The 23,272-nt window shown below is 64.4% G+C and carries 25 protein-coding genes, 1 tRNA gene and 1 pseudogene; 19 read left to right on the forward strand and 8 right to left on the reverse strand.

The window, feature by feature from the left end; translation table 11 throughout:
- Positions 1-8: 8 nt before the first annotated feature.
- The 6 genes from HEQ16_09690 (at position 9) to HEQ16_09715 (ending at position 3,827) form a co-directional block, all read left to right on the forward strand.
- Positions 9-707, forward strand: coding sequence for a GntR family transcriptional regulator (locus HEQ16_09690; protein MCO4054304.1), 699 nt, complete (start codon positions 9-11; stop codon positions 705-707).
- 118 nt (positions 708-825) lie between these two features.
- Positions 826-1,602, forward strand: coding sequence for an SDR family oxidoreductase (locus HEQ16_09695; GenBank protein ID MCO4054305.1), 777 nt, complete (start codon positions 826-828; stop codon positions 1,600-1,602).
- 97 nt (positions 1,603-1,699) lie between these two features.
- Entirely contained in the window at positions 1,700-2,008 is a 309-nt protein-coding gene (locus HEQ16_09700) for a transposase (protein ID MCO4054306.1), read from the forward strand.
- 83 nt (positions 2,009-2,091) lie between these two features.
- The gene (locus tag HEQ16_09705; GenBank protein ID MCO4054307.1) at positions 2,092-2,433 is read left to right on the forward strand and encodes a helix-turn-helix transcriptional regulator; all 342 of its coding nucleotides are present in this window, start codon (positions 2,092-2,094) and stop codon (positions 2,431-2,433) included.
- Between the two features lie 43 nt (positions 2,434-2,476).
- On the forward strand, positions 2,477-2,659 hold the full coding sequence (locus HEQ16_09710; GenBank protein ID MCO4054308.1) for a hypothetical protein: 183 nt from the start codon (positions 2,477-2,479) through the stop codon (positions 2,657-2,659).
- A gap of 343 nt (positions 2,660-3,002) precedes the next feature.
- Complete coding sequence (locus tag HEQ16_09715; GenBank protein MCO4054309.1) at positions 3,003-3,827, forward strand: IS5 family transposase; 825 nt, start codon at positions 3,003-3,005, stop codon at positions 3,825-3,827.
- Between the two features lie 452 nt (positions 3,828-4,279).
- Here the strand turns inward: HEQ16_09715 and HEQ16_09720 are convergent.
- Positions 4,280-4,353: transfer RNA gene (locus HEQ16_09720), tRNA-Gln, on the reverse strand.
- Positions 4,354-4,553: 200 nt separating this feature from the next.
- Positions 4,554-6,059: a glycerol kinase GlpK gene (gene glpK, locus HEQ16_09725; GenBank protein ID MCO4054310.1), complete on the reverse strand. Its 1,506-nt coding sequence runs from the start codon at positions 6,057-6,059 to the stop codon at positions 4,554-4,556.
- Positions 6,060-6,219: 160 nt separating this feature from the next.
- Here glpK and HEQ16_09730 point away from each other — a divergent pair, with 160 nt between their 5' ends.
- The 3 genes from HEQ16_09730 (at position 6,220) to HEQ16_09740 (ending at position 8,598) form a co-directional block, all read left to right on the forward strand.
- Positions 6,220-6,711, forward strand: a complete 492-nt coding sequence (locus HEQ16_09730) for a response regulator (protein ID MCO4054311.1) — start codon at positions 6,220-6,222, stop codon at positions 6,709-6,711.
- 76 nt (positions 6,712-6,787) lie between these two features.
- On the forward strand, positions 6,788-7,861 hold the full coding sequence (locus HEQ16_09735; protein MCO4054312.1) for a Ppx/GppA family phosphatase: 1,074 nt from the start codon (positions 6,788-6,790) through the stop codon (positions 7,859-7,861).
- 62 nt (positions 7,862-7,923) lie between these two features.
- Complete coding sequence (locus HEQ16_09740) at positions 7,924-8,598, forward strand: RlmE family RNA methyltransferase (protein MCO4054313.1); 675 nt, start codon at positions 7,924-7,926, stop codon at positions 8,596-8,598.
- Between the two features lie 6 nt (positions 8,599-8,604).
- On the opposite strand, the gene HEQ16_09745 is transcribed toward HEQ16_09740, so the two are convergent.
- Positions 8,605-10,008, reverse strand: a complete 1,404-nt coding sequence (locus tag HEQ16_09745; GenBank protein MCO4054314.1) for a cytochrome P450 — start codon at positions 10,006-10,008, stop codon at positions 8,605-8,607.
- Between the two features lie 221 nt (positions 10,009-10,229).
- Here HEQ16_09745 and guaB point away from each other — a divergent pair, with 221 nt between their 5' ends.
- Together guaB and HEQ16_09755 are read left to right on the forward strand one after the other, a co-directional pair.
- The gene (gene guaB / locus HEQ16_09750; protein ID MCO4054315.1) at positions 10,230-11,726 is read left to right on the forward strand and encodes an IMP dehydrogenase; all 1,497 of its coding nucleotides are present in this window, start codon (positions 10,230-10,232) and stop codon (positions 11,724-11,726) included.
- An 80-nt stretch (positions 11,727-11,806) separates the two neighbouring features.
- The gene (locus tag HEQ16_09755; protein MCO4054316.1) at positions 11,807-12,286 is read left to right on the forward strand and encodes a CAP domain-containing protein; all 480 of its coding nucleotides are present in this window, start codon (positions 11,807-11,809) and stop codon (positions 12,284-12,286) included.
- Between the two features lie 116 nt (positions 12,287-12,402).
- Here HEQ16_09755 and HEQ16_09760 read toward each other — a convergent pair whose 3' ends face one another.
- Entirely contained in the window at positions 12,403-12,546 is a 144-nt protein-coding gene (locus HEQ16_09760) for a hypothetical protein (protein ID MCO4054317.1), read from the reverse strand.
- Positions 12,547-12,702: 156 nt separating this feature from the next.
- Between HEQ16_09760 and HEQ16_09765 the strand changes: the two genes are divergently transcribed.
- Positions 12,703-13,998 (forward strand): RsmB/NOP family class I SAM-dependent RNA methyltransferase, encoded by a 1,296-nt coding sequence (locus HEQ16_09765; GenBank protein MCO4054318.1) that lies wholly within the window; start codon positions 12,703-12,705, stop codon positions 13,996-13,998.
- Between the two features lie 91 nt (positions 13,999-14,089).
- On the opposite strand, the pseudogene HEQ16_09770 reads toward HEQ16_09765, so the two are convergent.
- Both HEQ16_09770 and HEQ16_09775 read right to left on the reverse strand, forming a co-directional pair.
- Positions 14,090-14,248 (reverse strand): annotated as a pseudogene (locus tag HEQ16_09770) (tyrosine--tRNA ligase).
- A gap of 173 nt (positions 14,249-14,421) precedes the next feature.
- The gene (locus tag HEQ16_09775) at positions 14,422-15,681 is read right to left on the reverse strand and encodes a tyrosine--tRNA ligase (protein MCO4054319.1); all 1,260 of its coding nucleotides are present in this window, start codon (positions 15,679-15,681) and stop codon (positions 14,422-14,424) included.
- A 124-nt stretch (positions 15,682-15,805) separates the two neighbouring features.
- Between HEQ16_09775 and HEQ16_09780 the strand changes: the two genes are divergently transcribed.
- Positions 15,806-16,432 carry an HAD-IA family hydrolase gene (locus HEQ16_09780; protein ID MCO4054320.1) on the forward strand — a complete coding sequence of 209 codons (627 nt, stop codon included), beginning with the start codon at positions 15,806-15,808 and terminating at the stop codon, positions 16,430-16,432.
- Positions 16,433-16,651: 219 nt separating this feature from the next.
- On the opposite strand, the gene HEQ16_09785 is transcribed toward HEQ16_09780, so the two are convergent.
- Both HEQ16_09785 and HEQ16_09790 read right to left on the reverse strand, forming a co-directional pair.
- Positions 16,652-17,695 (reverse strand): M28 family peptidase, encoded by a 1,044-nt coding sequence (locus tag HEQ16_09785; GenBank protein ID MCO4054321.1) that lies wholly within the window; start codon positions 17,693-17,695, stop codon positions 16,652-16,654.
- A 4-nt stretch (positions 17,696-17,699) separates the two neighbouring features.
- Positions 17,700-18,356 (reverse strand): alpha/beta hydrolase, encoded by a 657-nt coding sequence (locus HEQ16_09790; GenBank protein ID MCO4054322.1) that lies wholly within the window; start codon positions 18,354-18,356, stop codon positions 17,700-17,702.
- Between the two features lie 289 nt (positions 18,357-18,645).
- Between HEQ16_09790 and HEQ16_09795 the strand changes: the two genes are divergently transcribed.
- From HEQ16_09795 to sufC, 6 genes are all read left to right on the forward strand, one after another.
- On the forward strand, positions 18,646-19,818 hold the full coding sequence (locus tag HEQ16_09795; GenBank protein MCO4054323.1) for a cysteine desulfurase: 1,173 nt from the start codon (positions 18,646-18,648) through the stop codon (positions 19,816-19,818).
- A 62-nt stretch (positions 19,819-19,880) separates the two neighbouring features.
- Entirely contained in the window at positions 19,881-21,353 is a 1,473-nt protein-coding gene (gene sufB / locus HEQ16_09800; protein ID MCO4054324.1) for a Fe-S cluster assembly protein SufB, read from the forward strand.
- Complete coding sequence (locus HEQ16_09805) at positions 21,350-21,685, forward strand: hypothetical protein (GenBank protein ID MCO4054325.1); 336 nt, start codon at positions 21,350-21,352, stop codon at positions 21,683-21,685. The genes sufB and HEQ16_09805 overlap by 4 nt, the downstream gene beginning before the upstream one ends.
- Positions 21,686-21,768: 83 nt before the next feature.
- On the forward strand, positions 21,769-22,128 hold the full coding sequence (locus HEQ16_09810) for a nucleotidyltransferase domain-containing protein (protein ID MCO4054326.1): 360 nt from the start codon (positions 21,769-21,771) through the stop codon (positions 22,126-22,128).
- A complete protein-coding gene (locus tag HEQ16_09815; GenBank protein MCO4054327.1) occupies positions 22,094-22,501 on the forward strand; it encodes a HEPN domain-containing protein in 408 nt (135 codons plus the stop codon). Before HEQ16_09810 ends, HEQ16_09815 begins: the two co-directional genes overlap by 35 nt.
- A gap of 17 nt (positions 22,502-22,518) precedes the next feature.
- Positions 22,519-23,271, forward strand: coding sequence for a Fe-S cluster assembly ATPase SufC (gene sufC, locus HEQ16_09820; GenBank protein MCO4054328.1), 753 nt, complete (start codon positions 22,519-22,521; stop codon positions 23,269-23,271).
- The last annotated feature ends 1 nt before the right edge of the window (position 23,272 follow it).

The raw sequence follows: 23,272 nt of genomic DNA on the forward strand, positions 1-23,272 counted from the left end.
CGGGGCGCATGTCGGCGATCGAAGCCATATCGACCGCGGCCCCGCTCGAGCGGCAGACGCTGGGCGACCAGGTTTACGCGCATATCCGCCGGCTGCTGATCTCGGGCCGGCTGGCGCCGGGCGACAGGCTGTCCCTTCGTCAGGTCGCAGATGTCATGGGCGTGTCGATGATGCCGGTGCGCGAGGCGGTCAGCCGCCTCGTCGCGGACGAGGCGGTGGAAGTGACGCCCAATCGCGCCCTGCGCGTGCCTGTCATCAGCCGGCGGCAGTTCGAGGAACTGGCCATCATCCGCTCGGAGATCGAGGGCTTTGCGGCCGCGCGCGCGGCGCTGCTGCGTGGCGGCCCTCACTGGCCCGCAATCGTCGCCAGCGAACGCCGCTTCCGCGAACTGGCGCGCTCTGCCGATCCTGACCTCGCCGATGTGGTCGAGGCCAACCAGACCTTCCATTTCGCCGTCTACGAGGCCTCGGGCCTGCCCGATCTTGTTGGGATCATCGGCGGGCTCTGGCTCAAGGTCGGGCCTGTCATCAATCTCGATCTGCGCGAGAATCCCGAACGGCTGGCCACGGGCTCGGCGGCGCCCCTGCATGCCGCCTGCGTCGAGGCCATCGCCGCTGGCAATGCCGCCGGAGCGAGGGCGGCGGTCGCGGCCGATATCGGCGGCGCCGCCGAGTTCATCCTGTCTCGCCGCAGGTTGCCCGAATGAGCCGTGCCGCTCGGCCGCACCACGGGCATCGCCGGCCGCTGGCCCGGCTGCGGGCGGCGTTCACTGATCGCAAGATCACTGATTGCAATATCACTGATTGCAAGGAAGGAACCGTCCGATGGACATGGGATTGAAGGGCGCACGCGTTCTGGTGACGGCAGGCGCGGCAGGCATCGGGCTCGAGATCGCGAGATCGTTCATCCGCGAAGGCGCGAGGGTCCATGTCTGCGATGTCGACGGCGAGGCTCTGGCGGCGCTGTCGTCGAGCGATCCGGCCGTGACGGCAAGCCTCTGCGATGTCGCGGACCGCAATCAGGTGGCGGCGCTGTTCGAGGCGGCGCCAGGGGCCCTGGGCGGCCTCGACGTGCTGGTCAACAATGCCGGCATCGCCGGGCCGACGGGGCGCATCGAGGAGATCAATCCGGAGGATTGGGACCGTTGCATCCAGGTCTGCCTGACCTCGCAATTCAATTGCGCGCGCCTTGCCATTCCCCACCTGCGCAGAAGCGCGAACCCCTCGATCGTCAATCTGTCTTCTGCGGCGGGCAAGCTGGGCTTTCCGTTGCGCAGCCCCTATTCCGCGGCGAAATGGGGCGTCATCGGCTTCACCAAGACTTTGGCCGCCGAACTGGGCCCCGAGGGCATACGCTGCAACGCCATTCTGCCGGGCATCGTCTCGGGCGACCGCATCCGCCGCGTTTTCGAAGCCAAGGCGCAGCAGCGCGGCGTTTCCTTCGCCGAGCTCGAAACGACGATGCTGCAATACACGTCGATGAAGTCCTATGTGACGCCGCAGCAGATCGCCGACCAGATCGTCTTCATCGCCTCCGAGCGTGGCCGCACCATTTCGGGCCAGGCCATCTCCGTCTGCGCGGACACCCGGATGCTGGACTAGCCCTTCCTGTTCATGAGTGCCCCAACGGCGCGATACACCAGTGGAGGAAGGATCCACCCAGGGAGTTGTCGGTAGACCTTGGTAGCTGACGAGCGGCTTGATCGGCTATTCGACGGTGCGCGACTACGTGCGCCGGACGAAGACGAGGCGGCGGGAGGTGTTTGTTCCACTGGCCCATCCGCCGGGACACGCGCAGATCGACTTTGGCGAGGCGTTAGGCATCATCGGCGGCCAGCGGCTGAAGCTGCACGTGTTCTGCTGCCACCTGCCGCACTCGGATGGGTTCTACCTGAAGGCCTGCCGGACCGAGACGCAGGAGGCTCTGCTTGACGGGATTGCCTCAGCATTCGGCTTCTTTCGGGAACGGCGCCTTGAGGTTCCTGAAACGGCGATTTTGGCGTCTTGAGGCCCCAGGTCTTGAATCGTCAGGGTTTTTCTGTTAGGCGTCTCAAGGTGCCAAAATTTCCTCTTATGGAGCCTTGAGGTGCCATGTCTGCCCGCAACCCCTTGCTAGCCGCACCACCCTATGAGGTCGAGCAGGCGCTGAAGACTCTCGGCGCGAATATCCGCACGGCGCGGCTGCGGCGCAACCTCTCCATTGCCGAGGTCGCAGCCAGGATCGGCGTCGACCGGCATGTGATCGGCGATGCAGAACGCGGCAAGCTGTCCACCGGGATCGCCATCTATGCCGGGCTGCTCTGGGCCATGGGGCTGGCCGATCAGCTGGGCCGTGTCGCCGATCCACTCAGCGACGAGGAGGGCCTGACGCTTGCCAAGGCGCAGGGCCGCGAAAAGGCCGGTGGCCGGAAGGCGCTCGACAATGATTTCTGACGCATCGGCCCCGAAAGTGGCGCCCGGTTTCGGGAGCAAGCCGATGCGCAAGGCAACGCCAACAGGGGCGGAGGAGTGCTTCGTCTATCTGACCCTGCCGGGTGAGATCGAGGCGGTCACCGCCGGGCGCTATGTGCGCGAGACGAACCGGCAACCCGATGGTTGCGACGGGATTTATTGCTCGGTCAGACATTCTCGCTTACTTCGACGACCTGAAAGAATGTGAGTGCGTCGTCTTCCCCGAGAACGTGACATTCACGGATTTGGCAGTGCTGAAGGCAGCGGCTTAAAACTCGTGTTCATGACACACGAAAGAGCGAGGCCGACTCAATGTCCGCCTTCCTTTCTGTTGTGCCGAATGTCTAGACTGTCTGCATGTCCGACGAATCTGAAACTAAGAAGCTCGCTGAGCGATCATGGGCAAACCACCATGATTACTCCAAGGAGCAATTCAAGGCGACCATCAGCTACGCTATCGAAGCGATGAAATCGCTTATGGCTTTGAGAGACTGTTTGGAAAGTCGGCGATTGGTGTTTCGGTGGGCTGGCGAATGTGATTCACATTACGGATGTGGACACATGAGAACCGGGGCCGGATGGCCAAGATCGCCAAGAAGACGAAGCGCTATCCCTGCGACCTGACGGACGAGGAGTGGGCCCGGATCGCGCCCTTGATGCCCAAACCCGGACGGACGGGACGGCCTCGGGAGACGGACTTCCGCGAGGTGATCAACGCCGTGCGCTATCTGGTGCGCTCGGGCTGCGGCTGGCGGATGCTGCCTCATCATTTCGGCCATTGGCGAACGGTTTACGGCTGGTTCCGCGAACTGGCGCGGCGCTTCCTGTTCCAGACCATCCACGATGTCGAGCTGATGCTCGACCGGGAGCGGGTTGGTCGCGAGGCAAGCCCCACGGCGGCGGTGATCGACAGCCAGTCGGTCAAGGCTCCGCAAGCCAAAACAAGGGGTTACGACGCCAACAAGAAGATACGCGGCCGCAAGCGACATATCGCGGTCGATACCGACGGACGGCTCTTGATGGTCAATCTGACGACCGCCGACATCTCCGACAGCGCCGGTGCGCAAGCCATCCTCGATGCCATCCGCAAGCGCTGGCCCTGGGTGAAGCATCTCTTCGCCGACGCCGCCTACGACCGCCTGACCTTGATGGACAAGGCCGCCTATCTCAACTTCGTCATCGAGATCATCCGGCGCTCCGAGCAGCAGAAGGGCTTCCATGTTCTGCCCCGGCGCTGGGTCGTCGAGCGGACCTTCGGATGGATGATGCGCTGGCGCCGCCTCGTCCGCGACTATGAAAAACGCATCGACGTCTCAACCGCCATGATCCACGTCGCCATGGGCGGCCTTCTTATCCGAAGAAACGCTCATCCCTGACTTTCCAAACGGACTCTGAATGCCGCTGGTTTAACTGCAGTTGTTGCTTACATCGGACTAGCAACAAAAGGGAACGTCGCAAGTGCTCAAGCGCTTGGCTACGAGTTTCTCGCATTTACGTTAGGGTTGGCAGCTGCGACCTTGGTTCCGATGTTATCTTATCTCTCTCAATACTCGTTCACGACTTCTCATTCATCCGAATCTTTTAACTATCAACACCCCTACATTCATGACAATCCCACTTCTAAGGGATGGGGCGTGACGGGCTATGGGTTTCAGATCGCCGCAATCTTCACGGCGCTCGCCTCATTGGCCCTATTCTGTTTCGGCGTTTGGCGGCTTTGGCTGACACTATCCAAGACGCCATTGACCTGATCAAGTGACACAGAACTGCTACACGCAGCTGTTACACATAATTCGAAAACGTCAGAAAAATCAATGGTTTATGGAATTGGCTGGGGGACTAGGATTCGAACCTAGACAACCAGAGTCAGAGTCTGGGGTCCTACCGTTAGACGATCCCCCAGCAGGGATCAGGCGACATTTGGCCGCCGTCACGGTCCCGGCGGTGTAATCAACCCACGCCGCACTGACAAGCGAAAAAACCGGCGCGAGGGGCGTGGCCGTCGCTTTTGCCCGATCGCTCGTGGTGGGGCGCGGCTGCGGGCACGGTATGTGAGCTGCGGCCGTTGGGCAGTAGCACGGCGACGCGAGCGTGGCGCGGCTTCAAGCCTTGGTCAGAGTGCGGCGCACCGCGTCGCGCCATATCGCCTGACGGGCAGCGCGCTGGTCCTGCGTCATCACGGGATTGAAGCGATGCTCGAGCCGCCAGCTGGCGGCGAAGCCGGCGGGATCAGGATAGAACCCGCTGGCCATGCCGGCGAGATAGGCGGCGCCGAGCGCGGTCGTCTCCATCACCCGGGGCCGGTCCACCGGCGCATCGAGCAGGTCCGCGAGGCGCTGCATGGTCCAGTCCGAGGCCGCCATGCCGCCATCCACGCGCAACACCGTGTTGCCGGCGCCGGGCCAGTCGGCCTTCATCGCCTCGAGCAGGTCGCCCGTCTGGAAGCATACGCTTTCCAGCGCCGCCAGCGCGAGCTCTGCGGGGCCGGTTTTGCGCGTCAGGCCGAACAGGGCGCCGCGCGCGTCCGGGTCCCAGTGCGGAGCGCCGAGGCCGACGAAGGCCGGCACCAGCACGACACCCTGGGTCGGGTCCGCCCTGGCGGCGAGCGGCCCGCTGTCGGAGGCGCGGCGGATGATCTTCAGCCCGTCGCGCAGCCACTGGACCGCCGCGCCTGCGATGAAGATCGCGCCTTCGAGCGCATAGGTCCGCTGGCCGCCAAGCTGATAGGCTATGGTGGTGAGCAGCCGGTTGCGCGACGCCACCGCCACCGGCCCCGTGTTGAGCAGCGCGAAGCAGCCGGTGCCGTATGTGGATTTCATCATGCCCGGCTCGAAGCAGGCCTGCCCGATGGTGGCGGCCTGCTGGTCGCCGGCGACGCCGCGAATGGCGATGCTGCCGCCAAGCAGGGCGGGGTCCGTCTCGCCGAAGGAGGCGGCGCTGTCCATCACGGTGGGCAGCAGGCTCTCTGGCACGCGCAACAGCGACAGAAGCCCTGCATCCCATGCCCCGGTGTGGATGTTGAGCAGCAAGGTGCGCGAGGCGTTGGTGGCGTCGGTGACATGGGCGCGCCCTGCGGTCAGCCGCCAGATCAGGAAGCTGTCGATGGTGCCGAAGGCAAGCTCGCCGCGCTCGGCCCGGGCGCGGGCGCCCGGTGTGTTGTCGAGCAGCCAGGCGATCTTGGTGCCCGAGAAATAAGGATCGAGCAGCAGCCCGGTCCGCTCGCGAACCATCGGCTCGAGGCCCTCGCGCTTGAGCTGGTGGCAGGCATCGGCGGTCCTGCGGTCCTGCCAGACGATGGCGCGCGATACCGGCTTGCCGGTGGCGCGTTCCCACAGCACGGTCGTCTCGCGCTGGTTGGTGATGCCGATGGCGGCGATGTCCGCGGCGCGCGCGCCTGCCTTGCGCATCACGGCCCGCATCACCGAGACGGCGCTGGCCCAGATTTCGTCAGCCTCGTGCTCGACCCAGCCGGAGGCGGGATAATGCTGGGCGAATTCCTTTTGCGCCACAGCCACGATGGCTGAATCGGGTCCGAACAGGATCGCGCGGGTCGATGTGGTGCCCTGGTCCAGCGCCATGACATAGCGCTTTGCCGCCTCGGACTTCATGGTCGGTTCCTCCCCGCCGCAGGACTTGAAGGCGCCCGCTTGGCATCACCAAAAGCATGCTTGCCCGGGTAGGTAAGAGGACTTGGTAACGGGATGTCAAATCCTCCAGCCTAACCATTGCCGGCCGCCTGGTGGCGCGCTGGGCTTTATGATGTCTGAAATGCCGAAACTGCCGGACCTGATCGTGCTTGTCGCCGAACCTGGCATGCACATGCGTCGCATCGTGCGCGAGATCCTGCTGCGCGCCGGCATCAAGCGAATCATCGAGGCGACGGACGGGGCGGATGCGCTTGGGCAATTCACGGTGCTTGTGCCGGACATCGTCATCCTGGAGTGGGACATGCCCATGCTCTCGGGCGAGGATTTCATCCGGCTCGCGCGCAGCAGCCCCGAAACGGCCCAGCGCGACACGCCGATCATCGTGACGCTCAGCAACCCCAACAAGGCGATCGTCGATCTGGCGATCAAGCTTGGCATCCAGGACATCCTGTGCAAGCCCTTGTCGCCAAAGGCCCTGTGCACCCGCATCCATAACGCGATCATCAGGGCGCGCGAGGCCCAGCGCCAGCGCGTCAAGGCCATGCGTCAGCCCTCGCTCACGGCGATCGGGTCGAGGGCGCCGGGCGACTTGGCAGTTGCGGCCACGGCCTGATCCGCGTTACGCTTCGCACAAAGTCGGCGATCGCCACCAGGGCTGAGCGCCACAGGCAAGGATTGAGATTGTGGAGATGGACGACAGGCCTCCGCCTGGCGCGCCGCTGGCGTCCGGGAAGGGGCAGGCGCTCGAGGTGCCTGCTCTTGCGCCTGCGCCCGCTCTTGCGTCCGAGCTTTATGCCGCCCTCGATCTTGGCACCAACAATTGCCGCCTGCTGATCGCGCAGCCCGCCCTGCATGGCTTTCGCGTGGTGGATGCCTTCTCACGCATCGTGCGCCTGGGCGAAGGGTTGGCGGCGAATGGCCGCCTCGGTGAGGCCGCCATGGAACGCGCGCTCGAAGCGCTGGCCGCCTGCAGCGCCAAGATGAAGCTGCGGGGCGTCACCCGCTCGCGCCTTGTCACGACAGAGGCCTGCCGCGCCGCCGGCAACGGTCGCGAGTTCGTGGCCCGCGTCGCGAGCGAGACGGGCCTGCTGCTCGAAGTTGTGGACCAGCGCACCGAGGCCATGCTGGCAGTGACCGGCTGCGCGGCGCTTGTCTCGCCCGATGCCGATGCGGTGATCGTCTTCGACATCGGCGGGGGCTCCACCGAGATCGTCTGGCTTGGCGGGCGTTCGTCGGGTCGCAGCCCGGAGGAACGGATCCAGACATGGGAATCGATTCCCATGGGCGTGGTCTTGCTGGCCGAGCGCCATGGCGGGGTCGAGGTGGGGCCAGAGCTGTTCGAGTCCATGGTGGCGGAGGCCACCGCTGCGCTCGCGAAATTCCACAAGCGTGCCCGCCCGGCCATGAGCCGCCGGGGGTTTCATCTGCTCGGCACGTCGGGCACGGTCACCACGGTCGCGGGGCTGCACCTTCGCCTTGACCGCTATGACCGCCGCAAGGTGGACGGGCTGTGGATGCGTACCGAGGACGTTTCGACCGTGATGGACGAACTGCTGGCCATGGACTTCGAGGCCCGGGCCGCCAACCCGTGCATCGGGCGCGAGCGCGCCGATCTCGTGCTGGCAGGATGCGCGATCTTCGAGGCCATCCGACGCCTGTTCCCCAGCCCGAAGGTCCGCATCGCCGATCGCGGCCTGCGCGAGGGCATCCTGCTCAAGATGATGTTCGAAGATGGCGTCTGGCGCCGCAGGCGGAGTTCGTGAGCGGCAAGGGAAGCAAATCCGCAGGCGGCAACGCAGCCGGTCCCGGCGGCGGCGCGCGCGACATGAAGGTGGAGCTGAAGCGCTCGCGCAAGCTCTCCCATTCGTCCCAGCTCTGGCTTCGCCGCCAGCTCAACGATCCTTATGTGAAGCGCGCCCGCGAGCAGGGGCTGCGCAGCCGCGCGGCCTTCAAGCTCTCGGAGATGGACGACAAGGCGCGCTTCCTCAAGCCTGGCCAGCGCCTCGTCGATCTGGGCTGCGCCCCCGGCGGCTGGTGCCAGGTCGCGGCCGGGCGCATCCACCTCCAGGCCGGCAAGGGCCGCATCGTCGGCATCGACCTTCTCGAAGTCGACCCCATTCCCGGCGTCGACATCATCCAGATGGATTTCATGGACGAGGCCGCGCCCGGCCGCCTGAAGGAAATGCTGGGTGGCGAGGCCGATGGCGTGATGTCGGACATGGCCGCCAACACCACCGGCCACAAGAAGACCGATCACCTGAAGATCATCGCGCTGGCCGAGGCCGCGCTCGAATTCGCACGGGAGGTTCTGGCGCCGGGCGGATTCTTCGTCTGCAAGCTGTTCCAGGGTGGCGAAACCGGCACGCTGCTGGGCGAGCTCAAGCGCGACTTCGCCCTCGTGCGCAATCTCAAGCCCTCGGCCAGCCGCTCCGATTCCTCGGAGATGTATGTGCTGGCGACTGGCTACAGGCGTCCGCGCGAGGCTGCGGCGGAAGACTGACCGGCCTCAGCGCCGCGCCTGCACCGTCATCGGCATGCCGCCACGCGGCCTGAGCGTGATGCGCTGCTGGGGCTCGGGCTCCGCGGCGGCAGCGTGGCTGAACCTGAGGCGCTGCGTCAGCACCGTCAGCACGATCATCGCCTCGACCATCGCGAACTGCATGCCGACGCAGATTCGTGGCCCCGCGCCGAAAGGCAGGAAGGCGTGGCGGTCAATCCGCTCGCGCGCGCCCGGCAGGAAGCGCTCGGGCCGGAAAAGCGCAGGCTGCTCCCAAAGGCGCTTGTGACGGTGGATGACATAGGGCGGGATGACGACGAGCGCGCCCGCGGGGATCGGCGTGCCGGCGGCCTCGTCCTCGGCGATGGCGCTGCGGGTCAGCGTCGCAACGGGCGGATAAAGCCGCATCGCCTCCTCGATCACGGCTCGGGTCATGGCCAGCCGCCCGCCATCGAGCGCCGCGGCCACGACATCCTCGCCCGCAGCATCTGCCTCCCGCTCGACATCGGCCAGGACCTCCGGCGACCTGGAGAGCAGGTAAAGCGACCAGGTCAGCACGTTCGCGGTCGTCTCATGGCCAGCCCCGATGAAGGTCACGATATTGGCGCCCACCTCGGTTTCGCTGAGCCCGGCGCCGTTTTCGGGGTCGCGCGCCGCGATCAGCGCGCTGAGCAGGTCGTCCGGCGCGCTCCCGCCCCCGGCGATCTGTTGCGAGCGGGCCGCCACGATCTCCTTCACGGTCCGCTCGAAGAAGTTGATCGAGGGCTGCGCCATGATGCGCCCGATGCGAGGGATCCACGCCGGCGCGTTCAAGATGTCGAGCGGATCGATCCGCCCTTGCGTCTCGAAATAGCGGGTCAGCGCCGTGCCGAAGGCTTCCGCGCCGCCCGTGATGACGTTCGAGAACAGGGTCTCGGCGAGCACATCGAAGGTGAGCGTTGTCGTGAACTGCGAAACGTCCAGCACATGGCCTGGCCGCCGCCGCTCCAGCCTGGCGGCATGGCGCTCCACCGTCGCGCGCATCGCCTCGGCCATCGGCGCCACCCGGCGGGGGGTGAACAGTGGCGCCACTGTCCGGCGCGCCCGTCGCCAGGCCTCGCCCTCGGCCGTCAGCAGTCCGTCGCCCAGCCCCGGCGACAGCACGCGGAGTTGCAGGTCGTCCTTGCGGTAGTTGGCGACATTCTCGACGAGCACATGCCGGATCGCGGCAGGATCGGCGAGGAACACGCCATAGCCGAACAGGCCCGGGCCCGCGATGGAGCGCTCCTCGAAATGCGCGCGCCGCCAGATCGTCAGCGGATTGCGCCGAAGCGCCAGCAGCAGCTCGATCTGGTTGAGCGGATCGGCATGGGGCTGCGGGGCAGGGGGCCGAAAGGCGCGCGGCGCAGGTCCGGCCAGCGTTGTGTCGGTCATGACGGGCCCTCAGGCATCGGCTCTCAAGATAGGTTGCTGCCGGAGGCCTTGCCAGACGCAGGATCGCCACAGCCCGCGCACAGTCCCGCGATCGGTCCCGCGATCAGGGACAAGGGCTGTTCATGCCTGCTCTTTCGACTTTCACTTGCTGTCCATGCGTGATAGCCGAACTCGTCAACCCCGCAGCGCAGCATGCCGCGACAGTGAAAGGTTGACAGCCCATGGCCGAATTCGTCGAAGCCGCGATCCGTGAAGGTCTGACCTTCGATGACGTGCTGCTGGAGCCCGGCCCCTCCGAGGTCCTGCCCTCGGATGTCGAGATCGGCACGCGGCTGACCCGCCAGATCTCCCTGAACCTGCCCCTTGTGGCCTCCGCCATGGATACCGTGACCGAATCGCGCATGGCCATCGCCATGGCCCAGGCCGGGGGTCTGGGCGTCATCCACCGCAACCTCGAGGCGGAAGCGCAGGCCGAGCAGGTGCGGCAGGTCAAGAAATACGAATCGGGCATGGTCATGAATCCGATCACGATCTTCCCTGACGAGACGCTTGCCGATGCGCTGGAGTTGATGAAGCGCCACCGCATCTCCGGCGTGCCGGTGGTCGAGCGCGGCCCCCAGGGGCACAAGGGCAAGCTGGTCGGCATCCTCACCAACCGCGACGTGCGATTTGCCTCGAACCTGGCCCAGCCCGTCGCTGAGTTGATGACCAAGGACCGCCTCATCACGGTGCGCGAGGGCGTCACCCAGATCGAGGCCAAGCGCACCCTCCACCAGTTCCGCATCGAGAAGCTGCTGGTCGTGGACGAGCACTTCCGCTGCATCGGGCTGATCACCGTCAAGGACATCGAAAAGCAGGTCGCGCATCCCCATGCCGCCAAGGATGTGCAGGGACGGCTGCTTGTCGCGGCCGCCAGCACAACGGGCGATGCCGGCTTCGCCCGTTCGGAACTGCTGGTCGATGCTGGCGTGGACATCATCGTGGTGGACACGGCCCATGGGCATTCGGCAGGCGTGCTGGCCAGCGTGGCCCGCGTGAAGAAGCTTTCCAATGCGGTGCAGGTGATCGCCGGAAACGTAGCCACCGCCTCCGGCGCCCAGGCGCTGATCGACGCCGGGGCCGATGCGGTCAAGGTGGGCATCGGGCCGGGTTCGATCTGCACGACCCGCATCGTCGCCGGCGTCGGCGTGCCTCAGCTCACGGCGATCATGGATGCGGTCTCCGCGGCGCGGAAGTCCGGCGTGCCGGTCATCGCGGATGGCGGCATCAAGTATTCCGGCGATTTCGCCAAGGCGCTGGCCGCCGGCGCATCCTGCGCCATGGTGGGCTCGTTGCTCGCCGGCACGGACGAGACGCCCGGAGAGGTGTTCCTTTACCAGGGGCGCTCCTACAAGTCCTATCGCGGCATGGGCTCGGTCGGGGCCATGGCTCGCGGCTCGGCGGATCGCTATTTTCAGCAGGACATCAAGGATTCGCTCAAGCTCGTTCCCGAAGGCATCGAAGGCCAGGTGGCCTACAAGGGGCCGGTCTCGGGTGTGCTGCATCAGCTGGCCGGCGGCCTGCGTGCCGCCATGGGCTATGTCGGCGGGCGCAATCTCGCGGACTTCCAGGATAAGGCCCGCTTCATCCGCATCACCTCCGCAGGCCTGCGCGAGAGCCATGTTCACGATGTGATGATCACGCGCGAGAGCCCGAACTATCCAGGCCGCAATGCCTGACGGCGTTGCCCGTGACAGTCTTGTGACGGCATGATGGCGGTGATCGCCGGTTCGGGCGGTCCTGGTGCGGAGATCAAGTCATGACGACGCGTCGAAATGCCGTGTTGGCGGCTCTTGCCCTGGCCGGCGGGCTTGTTGCCGTTCCGCAATCCGCGCAGGCGCAGGCGGCGAGCAGAACTGTCAATCCCTCCGACATTGTCGGCGCCATGAATGCCTATCGCCGCGCCAATGGCCTGCCTGCGGTGCGGGCTGACGCTCCGGTGATGAACGCGGCGCGCGCGCACGCCTCAGCGATGGCTGGCGCCAATTCGCTCAGCCATGATCTTGGCGGTGATCTTCGTTCCCGGCTTGCGAGCCATGGCGTGGGCCGCACGACCGCCGTGGAGAACATCGCTTGGGGCGTCAACACCGTTCGGGACGTGATGAGCCTGTGGCAGGCATCACCAGGCCACAACCAGAATCTGCTGGCTCCGGATGTCAGCCGGTTGGGCATCGGTGCGGCTCCCGGCCCCTCCGGCGTGTACTGGGCCCTGATCATGACAGGCGCGCCGCGCCGATGAAGCGGACGCCGGCCGCAGGTCACCGAATGATGCCGACCGACGCACGTGCCGCGCGTCGGCTTTCTTCTCAGCGACAAGGCCGCTGCCGCGCGTGAGCCAGGGCCACGGCAGCCAGATCAGCGGCGGCCCGACTCGAGGTTGGTCTTGGCGTCCACGCGCTTGGCCGGAGGCGGATCGAAGTTCTGCGCGGTGGACTGGGCGCAGGCGGCCAGCGAGGCGGCAAGCACGGCGGCGGCTGAAAGCTTCAGAATCGATTTCATGGGTTCACTCCTCGAGAAGGGCGTCGACGGCGACGCCGAACGGGTCCATAGGCTCTCGTCGTCAGGAGCCGATGTGACACGGTCGGTTGCGTCGCGGCAGATCGTGGCGCAACTGTGTCGCCTTTTCCTTCACCATGAAAAACTGAACAGATCGCTATGACCCCTGCCGCACGCATTCAGGCCGCCATCGAAGTCCTGACCGATCTGATCGAGCGCAGGCGCCCCGCGCCCGATGCGCTGAAGGACTGGGGGCTGAGCCATCGCTTCGCCGGATCGAAGGATCGCGCCGCCATAGCCAGCCTCGTCTATGACGCGCTCCGTCGCCGAGCCTCGTCGGCCTGGCTGATGGGTGGGGAGACGCCGCGCGCCGTGATGGCAGGGGCGCTGCGCCTCCAGCGCGGCATGGAACCGGCCCAGATCGAGCGTCTGTTCTCCGGCGAACGCCACGCGCCGGCAGCGCTGGAGGACGCAGAGGCCCGGCGCCTCGCCGCCAGCCTCGATGACGCGCCTGCCCACATCCGCGCCGATGCGCCCGAATGGATCTGGCCCTCGCTGGAGCAGGCCTTCGGCGAGGCCGCCATCGACGAGGTCGCCGCCTTCGCGATGCGCGCGCCGATCGACATCCGCGTCAACGATCTCAAGACGACCCGCCGCAAGCTGATGGCGGAGCTGGACCATCTCAGGCCGGAGGAAACCCCATATTCGCTCGACGGCCTGCGCTTTCTTCCCGGTGATGACGGCCGCGGACCATCCCTCCAGACCGAGAAGGCCTTTCTGGATGGGCTCTTCGAGGTGCAGGACGAGGGCTCGCAACTGGCATCGCGCCTCTCTCTGGCAAGCGCGTCCGATTTCACCGTCGATCTGTGCGCCGGCGCTGGCGGCAAGACGCTGTCGCTTGCAGCCCTCATGGAAAACCGCGGCCAGATCATCGCGACCGAGAATGACAGCCGCCGGCTCGCGCCGCTCTATGAGCGTTTGACGCGCTCAGGCGCGCGCAATGTGCAGGTGCGCTCGCCCAAGCTGCGCAATGACGACGCTGTGGCCGATCTCGACGGTCTGGCCGATCTCGTCTTCGTCGATGCCCCTTGCACGGGCTCCGGCACCTGGCGGCGCAACCCGGATGCGAAGTGGCGGCTCCGGCCTGGCGCGCTGGCCGAGCGCATCAAGGAGCAGGCGATCGTGCTCGACCGTGCCGCGCGCCTTGCCAAGAAGGGCGGGCGCATCGCCTACATCACCTGCTCGCTGCTGCCCGAGGAGAATGACGATGCGGTGGAAGCCTTCCTCGCGCGCCATTCAGGTTTTGAGGTGATCGAGCCCGGCGCCGTGGCTGAGAAGGCCGGGCTTGGGGGCCTGGCCTCATTCACCTCGCCCAAGGGCCACGGCCTGCAACTCACCGCGCTGCGCTGCGGCACGGACGGGTTTTACGTGAGCCTGCTGCGCCGCGCGGGGTGAGGGGCAGTCATCGCGAGCGCAGCGAAGCGATCCAGCCTCGGTGCGCCCATTTCTGGATCGCTTCGCTCCGCTCGCGATGACGCCTTCGCCCTCAAGCCAGCTTCAGCAGAACGTGCTTCTTCTTGCCCATCGAGAGCTTGGCGACGCCGTCGGCATTGAAGTCGGCGGCGGAAAGCGCAGCGCGCTCGTCAAGCACGGCCGCATCGTTGAGCTTCAGCCCGCCGCTCTTGATCTGGCGGCGCGCCTCGCCCAAGGGCCACGGCCTGCAACTCACCGCGCTGCGCGGCGGCACGGACGGGTTTTACGTGAGCCTGCTGCGCCGCGCGGGGTGAGGGGCAGTCATCGCGAGCGCAGCGAAGCGATCCAGCCTCGGTGCGCCCATTTCTGGATCGCTTCGCTCCGCTCGCGATGACGCCTTCGCCCTCAAGCCAGCTTCAGCAGAACATGCTTCTTCTTGCCCATCGAGAGCTTGGCGACGCCGTCGGCATTGAAGTCGGCGGCGGAAAGCGCAGCGCGCTCGTCAAGCACGGCCGCATCGTTGAGCTTCAGCCCGCCGCTCTTGATCTGGCGGCGCGCCTCGCCTGTGGAGGGCACGATGCCGGCCTTGACGAAGGCGCTGAGCAGACCAAGCCCGGCGTCGAGTTCGGCCTGGCTCAGTTCCACGCTCGGCAGGTCTGCGGCGAGCGCGCCTTCCTCGAAGGTCTTTCGGGCCGTCTCGGCGGCTGCCTCGGCCGCATCGCGGCCATGAAGCAGGGCGGTCGCCTCTGTGGCGAGGGCGATCTTGGCCGCATTGATCTCCGCGCCCTGAAGCGCCGAAAGCCGCGCGATCTCCGCCATCGGCAGAACGGTGAACAGCTTGAGGAAGCGCGAGACATCCGCATCCTCGCTGTTGCGCCAGAACTGCCAGTAATCATAGGGCGAGAGCATGTCGCGGTTCAGCCACACGGCCCCGGCCGCAGTCTTGCCCATCTTCGCGCCCGAGGCGGTGGTCAGGAGCGGCGTGGTCACGGCGTAGAGCTGATGCGTGCCCATGCGCCGGCCCAGATCGATGCCGTTGACGATGTTCCCCCACTGGTCCGAGCCGCCCATCTGCAGGTTGCAGCCGTGGCGACGCGCCAGCACCGTGAAGTCATAGGCCTGAAGGATCATGTAGTTGAACTCGATGAAGCTCATCTCCTGATCGCGTTCGAGGCGCAGCCTCACCGAATCCATCGAGAGCATCCGGTTGACCGAGAAGTGCCGCCCGACATCGCGCAGCATCTCGATCCAGTTCAGCGTGGTCAGCCACTCGGCATTGTCGACGGTGATGGCGTCCTTCGTCCCGTCGCCGAAGGTCAGAAAGCGCGAGAAGACGCTGAAGATGCCGTGCTTGTTGGCCACGATGTCCTCAGGCGTCAGCAACTTGCGCGTCTCATCGCGTCCGGAGGGGTCGCCCACCATCGTCGTGCCGCCGCCCATGAGCGCGATGGCCTTGTTGCCGGTCTGCTGCAGCCAGTGCAGCGTCATGATCTGCACCAGCGAGCCCACATGCAGCGACGGCGCTGTGCAGTCGAAACCGATATACCCCACCGCCTTGCCCTGGGCGGCGAGCGCGTCGAGCCCTGCCATGTCGGAGCACTGATGAATGAAGCCGCGCTCCTGAAGGGTTCGCAGGAAATCGGATCGGGGCGTGAAATCGGTCATGGCTGCAAACTGCGATGAGGGGGGGGCGGCGCCGGGGCTGGCCCGAAACCGTGGCAGCGTCTAACACGGAACGGGCGGCGGCGCGCTAGCGGATTCGTGGACAAGCCGAACAGAGGGGGCAACAATGCCGGCAATCAAGGCGGTCGTGTTCGACGTGGGCAACATCCTGATCCGCTGGGACCCGGATGCGATCCTTCGCACTTACTTCAATGATGACAAGGACTACGAAGCGTTTCTGGATTCAACGCGTCTGATGTGGGTCAACCTCGAGTTCGATGCAGGCCGCCCCTTCAGGGATGGCATCGGCGAGTTGACCGCCGCCTTCCCGCACTATGCGGCGCCCTTGCGCGCTTTCGACGAACGCTGGTCCGAATTCGTGCCCCACGCCATCGAGGACAATGTGGCGACGCTCAGGGCGCTGAAGAAAGCCGGGCACACAGTCCATGCCATCACCAATTTCGCGCGCGAGAAGTTCGACGTTGCGCGCGCCCGCTTTGACTTCCTCAATCTCTTCGACCATGCGCTGGTGTCGGGCGATCACAACCTGGTGAAGCCGGATTACCGGATCTACCACCGTTTCTGCCGCGACGTCGGCCTGCGTCCGCAAGACCTTATCTTCGTCGATGACAGCGCGGTGAATGTCGCGGCGGCGAAGTCGGTTGGTTATCAGGTATTTCACATGCCGTATGCGGATGCTGCGGAGTGCGAGGCTTTTCGGGAGGCGCTGAGGGCGGGTGGATTCAAGGTGTGAGTTTGAACGATAGCCAGTGTCTGGCTATATTCTGGCCATGAGCGAGCACAGCCTCGTCGAAGCCAGGAACCAGTTGCCTGCTTTCTGCCTGAATGACGCGTAGCGCTTACGGCAATTCTCCGACGGCTTTTGAGGCCACCACCTTGCCATGATGCGCTCGCTGATATCGCCGGTAAGCTGTCCGCTTGCTTGCAACTGATGGAACCGGATTGCCACATCTCAATCCTGCGGCGGAACACTTGCCCCGATTGCCGCAGCGAACCGCTTCCTGATCATTGCTTCAACTGCGATGGTCACGCGGCCGAGCTTTTCATAGTCAAGCTTCTCCGGCGTGTCGGTCGGCTTGTGGTAATCCGGATCACGAAAATAGGCTGTGTCGGTGATCATGATCGCCGGGTAGTTGAACTGCTCGAACGACCAGTGATCAGACCAGTCGATGCCGGGCAGGAACCCTGGTGCAGCCCCACCCTGAGACGGCACCTGGGCTGTTTCCCTGAATTTCGCGATGCTCTCCTGCATCAGCTTCCGCGAAGGCGTCATGGCGACGAAGGCCACGAAATCCCCCTGCGATGGATATACGAACCCGAGCGGAAACGGATAACGTTGCGACCGCGGGCGATTTGAGAAGTAGCCGAGCGTCTCGAGTGAATACATGGCATTCACCTTCTCGCTGCGCTCAGCGAGCATCTTCGCATACTTGAAGCTGCCCATCAGCGGGGTGTGGAAATAGGGTGGTTCTTCGTTGGTGAAGAATGCCAGCCTGATCCGTCCGCGCCCTTCGTTTGCGAGGTCACGAAAACGTCGTGCCAGTTCGATCAGCACGGCAGTGCCTGACGCGTTGTCGTTGGCTCCAGGCGTGCCTTCGAACGAATCGTAGTGCGCGCCGACCACGATTGCTGGTTTGCCCGGCAGATCCGTGCCGATGCGAACGGCGAGATTGCGAACCGTGTGTCCGTTTGCGTCGTAGCTCTGGCTCTCGACTTCGTATCCAAGTGCTGTCAACTGGCGCTCGATATAGCGTGCCGCAGCTTCGAGGTGCTGAGGGTTTTCCGGCACATTGCGCTCATGCGAAGCGATTGTCGCCACATGTTCACGAAGCCGCGCAACGAGATCGGCTTCGTCATTGCCCAGTGGCTTCGGCTGCCCGCTGAATGTCACGCCTGGCACATCCGAAGCCCAGCGCAAGGCTAGAGTTGTCAAGCCGATGAGGGCCACAACGAAGACAAGCGCAACAAGAGCCGATATCCGCAATCTCCGGCCCAATCCCTCACTCCTTGGGCGGCTTCGGCCCGACGCGCTTATCGAGATAGGTGTTCACGGTCGCCATCAGCTCATCCACGCGGCCATCGAAGAAGTGGTTGGCGCCTTCGACGGTCTGGTGCTCGATCTGGATGCCCTTCTGGGTCTTGACCTTCTCGATGAGGCCGATCACGTCCTTCACCGGCGCCACCCGATCTTCCGAGCCGTGCACGAACAGGCCGGAGGAGGGGCAGGGCGCGAGGAAGGAGAAATCATAGCGGTTCGCCATCGCCGCGATGGAGATGAAGCCTTCGATCTCCGGTCGCCGCATCAGGAGTTGCATGCCGATCCAGGCGCCGAAGGAGATGCCGGCGATCCAGCAGGTCTTGGCCTCGGGATTGATCGCCTGCGCCCAGTCCAGAGCCGATGCGGCGTCCGAGAGTTCGCCCTGGCCATGGTCGAACACGCCCTGGCTGCGGCCAACGCCCCGGAAATTGAAACGCAGCGCCGAGAAGCCGCGCTCAACGAAAGTGTAGAAGAGGTTGTAGACGATCTGGTTGTTCATCGTCCCGCCGAACTGCGGGTGGGGATGCAGGACGATCGCAAGGGGAGCGTTACGCTTCTTCGAGGGCTGGTAGCGGCCTTCGATGCGTCCCGAGGGACCATTGAAAATGACTTCAGGCATGAAAGCTCGACCCTTGCTGCGGTGCTAGCCGTGCCGATCCGGCCGGGCTGCGAGGGAAGGTGAAAGCCCGCAGGCTCCCTTGACTTATCCCGCCCGCCGGCCCAAATCTGAGGCTGTTAGAATTCTTCTAAGTGCCCTGAACGCAACAAGAACATACTTGGTTCGCGCGGCGTCGGCCACCTGGATGGATGAGGGCGTATAGCACGGCTCATGGGTGCGCATTCAAGCACTGATCGACCCGGGCGCCCGAAAACAGGACGATTGTCATCGCCGGAGGCGAAAGGACGGGATGAACCGCGCCGAGCGCAGCTATCTGGACTGGAACGCGACTGCCCCCGCCCGTCCGGAGGTGGTCGATGCGGTCGCGCGCGCCCTGGCCCTCGCCAATCCCTCGTCAATTCATGCCGAGGGCCGGGCGGCCCGCGCCGCGATCGAGCGGGCGCGCGAGCAGGTGGCCCGGCTCGTCGGCGCCTCCTCCGCCATGGTCGTGTTCACGAGCGGAGGGTCCGAAGCGAACGCCTTTGCGCTCACCCCTTCGCTGACGCTGGACGACGGAAGGCCCACCACGCGGCTTCTCGCCAGCGTCACGGAACATGCCTGCGTGCGCGAGGGCCATCGTTTCGCGGCGGAGCAGGTCGAGGCTCTGCCTGTGACGGCCGATGGCCTCGTCAACCTCGACGCCTTGCGCGCTGCGCTGGCGGCGGGCGGGGAGGGCAGGGCGCTGGTGTCCATCCACATGGCCAACAATGAGACGGGCGTCATCCAGCCCATCGCCGAGATCGGCCTGATCTGCCGGCAGGCGGACGCGCTGCTGCATGTCGATGCCGTGCAGGCGGCTGGCAAGATCACGATCGACATGAGCACGCTCGGCGTGGATGCGCTCACGCTCTCCGCGCACAAGCTCGGCGGGCCCAAGGGCGTCGGCGCCGTTGTCTTCGGCTCGGGCCGCATCACGGTGAGCGACAGGTTGATCCGCGGCGGCGGGCAGGAGAAGGGCGCGCGCGCCGGCACCGAGAACGTGCCCGGCATCGTCGGCTTCGGCGTTGCGTCGGAGCTTGCCTGCGCGCAGATCGAGGCTGAGGCCGAGCGTCAGGGCCGGCTGCGCGACGGGCTGGAGGCCGCGCTTGGCGCGATGGCGCCCGATACGGTGGTCTTCGGAGCGGCTGCGCCGCGCCTTGCGAACACCAGTTGCTTCGCGACGCCACAGGTCCGCGCCGATAACGCGCTGATCCTGCTTGATCTTGCCGGCGTATCAGTTTCATCCGGCTCGGCCTGTTCGTCAGGCAAGGTGCGCCAATCGCATGTTCTGGCTGCCATGGGGGTGGAGCCGGAGCTTGCTGCCGGCGCCATCCGCGTCAGCCTCGGCCTCGGCACCGCCGAGGTGGATATCGAACGTTTTCTTGCGGCTTACGCCAGGGTTCTGGCGGCGGCCTCGCAAAAAAGGGCCCAGGCAGCAGCCTGACCCGTCACACGGAATGACCCACCAGCGGGCCTTGAACCCGCATCGGATGAGGAGGACTTGAAATGCCCGCTGTTCAGGAAACCATCGATAAGGTCAAAGCGATCGATGTTTCGGAATACAAGCACGGCTTCGTCACAGAGGTCGAGATGGAGAAGCCCGCAAAGGGCCTCACCGAGGACACTGTCCGCTACATCTCGGCCCGCAAGAAGGAGCCTGAATGGATGCTGGAATGGCGGCTTGACGCCTTCCGGCGCTGGAAGACCATGCAGGAGCCGAAATGGGCCCGCGTCGATTATCCGCCCATCGATTTCCAGGACATCTATTACTATGCCGCGCCCAAGATGAACGGTGCGCCGAAGTCGCTCGACGAGGTCGATCCGGCCATCCTCGACGCCTACAAGAAGCTCGGCATCCCGCTGCGCGAGCAGGAAATCCTTGCCGGCGTCGAGCCGCAGAACCGCGTGGCGGTGGATGCGGTGTTCGATTCCGTCTCGGTGGTGACGACCTTCCGCGCCGAGCTGGCCAAGGCCGGGGTGATCTTCTGCTCGATCTCGGATGCTCTGCAGGAGCACCCGGAACTGGTGCGCAAGTATATCGGCACGGTGGTCCCGCCGACCGACAACTACTACGCCACGCTCAACACGGCCGTCTTCACGGATGGGTCCTTCGTCTACATCCCCAAGGGCGTGCGCTGCCCGATGGAGCTTTCGACCTATTTCCGCATCAACGAGAAGAACACCGGCCAGTTCGAGCGCACGCTCATCATCGCCGAAGAGGGCTCCTATGTGAGCTATCTCGAAGGCTGCACGGCCCCGCAGCGCGACGAGAATCAGCTTCATGCCGCCGTGGTCGAGCTGATCGCCATGGACGATGCCGAGATCAAGTATTCGACCGTGCAGAACTGGTATCCCGGCGACGCGAACGGCAAGGGCGGCATCTACAACTTCGTCACCAAGCGCGGCGATTGTCGCGGCCGCAACTCCAAGATCAGTTGGACGCAGGTGGAGACCGGCTCCGCCATCACCTGGAAGTATCCCTCCGTGGTGCTGCGCGGCGACAATTCCCGCGGCGAGTTCTATTCCATCGCGGTGTCGAACGGCATGCAGCAGGTCGATTCAGGCACCAAGATGATCCATCTGGGCAAGAACACCACCAGCCGCATCATCTCCAAGGGCATCAGCGCCGGCCGCTCGCAGAACACCTATCGCGGGCTCGTCTCGGCGCACCGCAAGGCCACGAACGCCCGCAACTTCACCAATTGCGACTCATTGCTGATCGGCAACCAGTGCGGTGCCCACACCGTTCCCTACATCGAGAGCAAGACCTCTAGCGCCACCTTCGAGCATGAGGCCACCACTTCGAAGATCTCGGAGGACCAGCTGTTCTACTGCATGCAGCGCGGGCTCAGCGCCGAGGAAAGTACGGCGCTGATCGTCAACGGCTTCGTCAAGGACGTGCTCCAGCAACTTCCGATGGAGTTTGCGGTGGAAGCGCAGAAGCTGATCAGCATCTCGCTTGAGGGGAGCGTGGGGTGAGTTGTTTTTCTGTAAAGGTTTCTGATTGGGGCAATCGGATTTTGTCTTTCAAGAAAGAAGGACAGAATCAGTTTGAAGTGATCAAAAATGTTATTGATACGGGCATCGAGGGATATCCAAATGTTGGTGTTCTGTATGATGTCGATGTGAACTCGGTGCGTTTATATTTTCGTGAAACGACATGCACATTTTCAATCGACAACTTAGGCGAGATTTCGGTGAATGATGAAATCTTGGAGCATGCCAAAGCTAAAGACACTGCATTGATCGTCATAAACTCGATCGCGCAGAAAGTGGCGGAAGCGCATGTCAGAGACCAAATTAGTTCCTGACATCGCGTGCTTCGGTAATTTGCATTTTTGGCGATTAACCGATGTACGAATCTATCTTATGAGAAAAGACATTTAGTGCAAACATGACCACCATCCGCCCCAACATCGGCATCTATGCCAGCGAAGACGAGGCCTTGCAGGGCCTTGTCGCGCGGCTTGTGTCGGCGCTTGATCCGCAGGCGATCTGGCTGTTCGGCAGCCGCGCGCGCGGCGATCACAGGCCGGAAAGCGATTTTGACCTGCTGGTCGTTGCAAAGCCTGGACATGATTTTGGCACGGACGAATACCTGACGGTCTACAAGCCCACACATGGCACATGGGTCGGATGTGATGTGGTGCCTTGCACGGCCGATGATTACCAGATTGGCCAACTTCTGCCGACGACCCTTGTTTCACAGGTGATGAATCATGGACGAAAAGTCTTTGAAGCGTCGCCGGGTTGAGGCTTTCATGGCACTCGCTTCACGTGACATGGAATCAGCAAGGCTGCTCAATGCGGCGCAGCCAGAGAGCGCGGCTTTTCACGTGCAACAGGCGGTCGAAAAGCTGCTGCGCGCTGTCCTCGAGTGGGAAGGCGTATTGGCTTCCAACACCCACAACATCGCCGCTCTGTCAGCCATTTTGCCGGAGGGCCATGATTTTCGCGAGACCTTCTATGGGTTTGGCGAACTCAGCCGCTCAGCGACCTTGTATCGCTATCCAACATCATCAGCCCGATTGCCCACTGTTGAGGCGAAGACGGTCGCTCAACAGCTGATGCAAGTCGAGCAACTCCAAACCAGCGTTGCGGCTTGGCTCGCTCCGCGCCTGAAATAGAACTGAAGGACATCACCATGCTCGAAATCAACAACCTTCACGTCAAGATCGCCGATGAGGACAAGAAGATCCTCAATGGCCTGACCCTCAAGGTCCACAAGGGCGAGGTCGCTGCGATCATGGGACCGAACGGCTCCGGCAAGTCCACGCTGTCCTATGTCATAGCGGGCAAGCCCGATTATGAGGTCCTGGATGGTGAAGTGCTGCTCGACGGCGTGAACATCCTCGAGATGGAGCCCGATGCGCGGGCCGCCGCCGGGCTGTTCCTGGCATTCCAGTATCCGATGGAAATCCCCGGTGTCGCCACCATGACCTTCCTGAAGGCGGCGATGAACGCGCAGCGCAAGCAGCGCGGCGAGGCTGAATTGACCACGCCTGACTTCATCAAGCGTGTCAACGCGGCGGCAGATCGGCTCGGCATCCCCAAGGACATGCTGCGCCGCCCGCTCAATGTCGGCTTTTCCGGTGGCGAGAAGAAGCGCATGGAAATCCTGCAAATGACCCTGCTTGAGCCCAGGATGTCGATCATGGACGAGACCGATTCCGGCCTCGACATCGACGCGCTCAAGATCGTGGCCGAGGGCGTCAATGCCCGCCGCGACCCCGAGCATGCCTTCCTCGTCATCACGCACTATCAGCGCCTGCTCGACTACATCAAGCCGGACACGGTGCATGTCATGAGCCGCGGCGTGATCGTGAAGACCGGCGGGCCGGAGCTTGCGCTCGAGCTCGAGGCCAATGGCTACCGCGATTACCAGAGCGCGGCGTGAG

Source organism: Bosea sp. (in: a-proteobacteria) (assembly GCA_023910605.1).
GTDB lineage: Bacteria > Pseudomonadota > Alphaproteobacteria > Rhizobiales > Beijerinckiaceae > Allobosea.

What these genes read in the sequence shown, in the direction of transcription:
- HEQ16_09690 (MCO4054304.1), top strand. Translation starts at nt 9, where the DNA reads ATGTCGGCGATCGAAGCCATATCGACCGCGGCCCCGCTCGAGCGGCAG.
- HEQ16_09695 (MCO4054305.1), top strand. Translation starts at nt 826, where the DNA reads ATGGACATGGGATTGAAGGGCGCACGCGTTCTGGTGACGGCAGGCGCG.
- HEQ16_09705 (MCO4054307.1), top strand. Translation starts at nt 2,092, where the DNA reads ATGTCTGCCCGCAACCCCTTGCTAGCCGCACCACCCTATGAGGTCGAG.
- HEQ16_09710 (MCO4054308.1), top strand. Translation starts at nt 2,477, where the DNA reads ATGCGCAAGGCAACGCCAACAGGGGCGGAGGAGTGCTTCGTCTATCTG.
- HEQ16_09715 (MCO4054309.1), top strand. Translation starts at nt 3,003, where the DNA reads ATGTGGACACATGAGAACCGGGGCCGGATGGCCAAGATCGCCAAGAAG.
- glpK (MCO4054310.1), bottom strand. Translation starts at nt 6,059, where the DNA reads ATGAAGTCCGAGGCGGCAAAGCGCTATGTCATGGCGCTGGACCAGGGC.
- HEQ16_09730 (MCO4054311.1), top strand. Translation starts at nt 6,220, where the DNA reads ATGCCGAAACTGCCGGACCTGATCGTGCTTGTCGCCGAACCTGGCATG.
- HEQ16_09735 (MCO4054312.1), top strand. Translation starts at nt 6,788, where the DNA reads ATGGACGACAGGCCTCCGCCTGGCGCGCCGCTGGCGTCCGGGAAGGGG.
- HEQ16_09740 (MCO4054313.1), top strand. Translation starts at nt 7,924, where the DNA reads ATGAAGGTGGAGCTGAAGCGCTCGCGCAAGCTCTCCCATTCGTCCCAG.
- HEQ16_09745 (MCO4054314.1), bottom strand. Translation starts at nt 10,008, where the DNA reads ATGACCGACACAACGCTGGCCGGACCTGCGCCGCGCGCCTTTCGGCCC.
- guaB (MCO4054315.1), top strand. Translation starts at nt 10,230, where the DNA reads ATGGCCGAATTCGTCGAAGCCGCGATCCGTGAAGGTCTGACCTTCGAT.
- HEQ16_09755 (MCO4054316.1), top strand. Translation starts at nt 11,807, where the DNA reads ATGACGACGCGTCGAAATGCCGTGTTGGCGGCTCTTGCCCTGGCCGGC.
- HEQ16_09760 (MCO4054317.1), bottom strand. Translation starts at nt 12,546, where the DNA reads ATGAAATCGATTCTGAAGCTTTCAGCCGCCGCCGTGCTTGCCGCCTCG.
- HEQ16_09765 (MCO4054318.1), top strand. Translation starts at nt 12,703, where the DNA reads ATGACCCCTGCCGCACGCATTCAGGCCGCCATCGAAGTCCTGACCGAT.
- HEQ16_09775 (MCO4054319.1), bottom strand. Translation starts at nt 15,681, where the DNA reads ATGACCGATTTCACGCCCCGATCCGATTTCCTGCGAACCCTTCAGGAG.
- HEQ16_09780 (MCO4054320.1), top strand. Translation starts at nt 15,806, where the DNA reads ATGCCGGCAATCAAGGCGGTCGTGTTCGACGTGGGCAACATCCTGATC.
- HEQ16_09790 (MCO4054322.1), bottom strand. Translation starts at nt 18,356, where the DNA reads ATGCCTGAAGTCATTTTCAATGGTCCCTCGGGACGCATCGAAGGCCGC.
- HEQ16_09795 (MCO4054323.1), top strand. Translation starts at nt 18,646, where the DNA reads ATGAACCGCGCCGAGCGCAGCTATCTGGACTGGAACGCGACTGCCCCC.
- sufB (MCO4054324.1), top strand. Translation starts at nt 19,881, where the DNA reads ATGCCCGCTGTTCAGGAAACCATCGATAAGGTCAAAGCGATCGATGTT.
- HEQ16_09810 (MCO4054326.1), top strand. Translation starts at nt 21,769, where the DNA reads ATGACCACCATCCGCCCCAACATCGGCATCTATGCCAGCGAAGACGAG.
- HEQ16_09815 (MCO4054327.1), top strand. Translation starts at nt 22,094, where the DNA reads ATGGACGAAAAGTCTTTGAAGCGTCGCCGGGTTGAGGCTTTCATGGCA.
- sufC (MCO4054328.1), top strand. Translation starts at nt 22,519, where the DNA reads ATGCTCGAAATCAACAACCTTCACGTCAAGATCGCCGATGAGGACAAG.